Source organism: Streptomyces sp. ID05-39B, assembly GCF_033794725.1.
In the GTDB taxonomy this organism is placed as follows: domain Bacteria; phylum Actinomycetota; class Actinomycetes; order Streptomycetales; family Streptomycetaceae; genus Streptomyces; species Streptomyces bobili.
Genome location: NZ_JARGEF010000471.1, coordinates 1 through 2,230, shown reverse-complemented (window position 1 = coordinate 2,230; position 2,230 = coordinate 1). Strand labels below are relative to the sequence as shown.

The 2,230-nt window shown below is 70.1% G+C and carries 2 protein-coding genes and 1 pseudogene; all 3 read left to right on the top strand.

The genetic code is table 11. From position 1 onward, the window contains the following. The first annotated feature begins 375 nt into the window (after nt 1–375). Nucleotides 376–1,557 carry an FAD-dependent oxidoreductase gene (locus P1P75_RS41195; RefSeq protein ID WP_319265089.1) on the top strand — a complete coding sequence of 394 codons (1,182 nt, stop codon included), beginning with the start codon at nt 376–378 and terminating at the stop codon, nt 1,555–1,557. Beyond that, on the top strand, nt 1,554–1,991 hold the full coding sequence (locus tag P1P75_RS41190; RefSeq protein WP_319265086.1) for a glycine cleavage system H protein: 438 nt from the start codon (nt 1,554–1,556) through the stop codon (nt 1,989–1,991). The genes P1P75_RS41195 and P1P75_RS41190 overlap by 4 nt, the downstream gene beginning before the upstream one ends. Continuing rightward, nucleotides 1,988–2,230 (top strand): annotated as a pseudogene (locus P1P75_RS41185) (serine hydroxymethyltransferase); the annotation flags it as partial. The gene P1P75_RS41190 and the pseudogene P1P75_RS41185, both read left to right, overlap by 4 nt.

Here is a 2,230-nt window from a genome sequence, read left to right as displayed (position 1 = left end):
CCCCCAGTACTGCCCGCCCACCTGCTGTTGCGGCCCCTCCGGCAGGTGGGCGGGTTGGGCTGTGACGTGGAGATCCGGCAGGACGGGGTTACCAGACAACAACAGCCAATACTTGAAACAGGCCCTGGACGCCGCCGAGACCGAGCTCGACGAAGCCACGGGGCGACCTGCTCCTCGATCAGTGGGACGAGCCGGCTCCCCAACCGGGAACACTCGAGTTCCTCGTTCCCCGAAGGTTGCGAACCGCGCAACCTCGAGCGTCATTCGAAATTGATATGCAACGCCTCCCTTGACAACGCCGCATCGCGCGGAAAGCATGTTGCGTATAGCGAATGTCGTTGTGTTATGTGAGACGACCCCGTCTGGAGAGCCGGCATGAGGAGCATCACCGTCGTCGGAGCGTCGCTAGCAGGACTGAGCACCGTCCGCGCGCTGCGCGCACAGGGCTATGACGGCGAGATCGTCGTCGTGGGCGAGGAGCGCCACACTCCCTACGACCGCCCCCCGCTGTCCAAGGATTTCCTCAAGGGCGACATCGACGCCGACGGGCTCGCGCTCGGCGACGCCGACGAGTACGAGTCCCTGGACGTGCAGTGGTTGCTCGGCGAGCGCGCCGTGCGGCTCGACCCCGTCGCTCGCACCGTCACCCTGACCGGGGGTCGGCATGTGCGCACCGACGGTGTCGTCATCGCGACCGGCGCCAGCCCCCGTACGCTCCCCGGCAGCGACGGGCTGGCGGGCGTCCACACCCTGCGCACCCTGGACGACGCCCAGGCCCTGCGCGCCGAACTGCTCGACGGCCTGCCCCGGGTCGTCGTCATCGGCGCCGGGTTCATCGGTGCCGAGGTGGCCTCCACCGCACACCGGCTCGGGCTCCACGTCACCGTCGTCGAGGCGCTCCCCGTGCCCCTGGAACGCCAACTCGGGCGTGAGATGGGGCTCGTGGTCTCCTCGCTCCACAGCGACCACGGTGTTCAGCTGTTGTGCGGAACCGGCGTGGCGGAGCTGATCGGAGAGAGCCGGGTCACCGGCGTACGGCTCGCCGACGGGCGGGTGCTGCCCGCCGACATCGTCGTGGCCGGCGTGGGCGTGCGGCCCAACACCGACTGGCTCGCCGGCTCCGGAGTGCAGGTGGACGACGGCGTGGTATGCGACGTCGGCTGCTCGACCGGTGTCCCCGGCGTGGTCGCCGTCGGTGACGTCGCCCGCTGCCCCCACCCGTTCACCGGACGGCACGCCCGCATCGAGCACTGGAGCAACGCCACCGAGCAGGCGAAGGCCGCCGCCCGCACACTGCTGACCGGTGTGTCTGCCCCCGCCCCGCTCACCCCGCCGTACTTCTGGTCCGACCAGTACGGGGTCCGCATCCAGGTCGCCGGACACGTCGCCCCCGGTGCCGAGCCCGAGGTCGTCGAAGGCGACGTCGACAGCCGGACCTTCACCACCGTCTACCTGCGCGAGGGCACCCCTGTCGCAGTCCTCTCCCTCAACCAGCCGAAGTTCTTCAACCGGCTCCGCCGCACCCTCGTCCCCGCCGCCGCGGCCGTCGTCTCATGACCTCGTCGCCTCAACTCTCCCTGGAATCCGCGGGGGAGACCGCCACGAGCATTCCGCGGCACGTGCGGTACACCTGGGACCACGCGTGGCTCGTCGTGGACGAGGGCAACGCCACCATCGGCATCACCGCGTTCGCGGCGAAGGCCCTCGGTGACGTGGTCGACCTCCGTCTGCCCGCGGTCGGTTCATGGGTCGAGGCGGGGGAGAGCTGCGGACAGATCGAGTCCCGGACCGCCGTCAGCGGCCTGTATGCCCCGGCCTCGGGCCGGGTGCTGGAAGTCAACCCCGCGCTCGCCGACGAACCCGGCGTCGTCAAGGCCGCCCCCTACACCGACGGCTGGCTGTTCCGGCTGCGGGTCGAGAACATCGCCGGCGCGCTGACCCCCGATGCCTACGCCGCCCACTGCGCCCACACCCAAGGAGACCGCCGATGACCCTGTTCAACCAGCCCCTGCACGAGCTCGACCCGGAGGTAGCGGCCGCGGTCGATGCCGAGCTGGATCGCCAGCAGTCGACCCTGGAGATGATCGCCTCGGAGAACTTCGCGCCCGTTGCTGTGTTGGAGGCGCAGGGTTCGGTCCTGACCAACAAGTACGCCGAGGGCTACCCCGGCCGCCGCTACTACGGCGGCTGTGAGCACGTCGACGTCGCCGAGCAGATCGCGATCGACCGG

Excerpts from the sequence above, each read along its gene's own strand:
- P1P75_RS41195 (WP_319265089.1), top strand. The coding sequence starts at position 376 with ATGAGGAGCATCACCGTCGTCGGAGCGTCGCTAGCAGGACTGAGCACC.
- P1P75_RS41190 (WP_319265086.1), top strand. The coding sequence starts at position 1,554 with ATGACCTCGTCGCCTCAACTCTCCCTGGAATCCGCGGGGGAGACCGCC.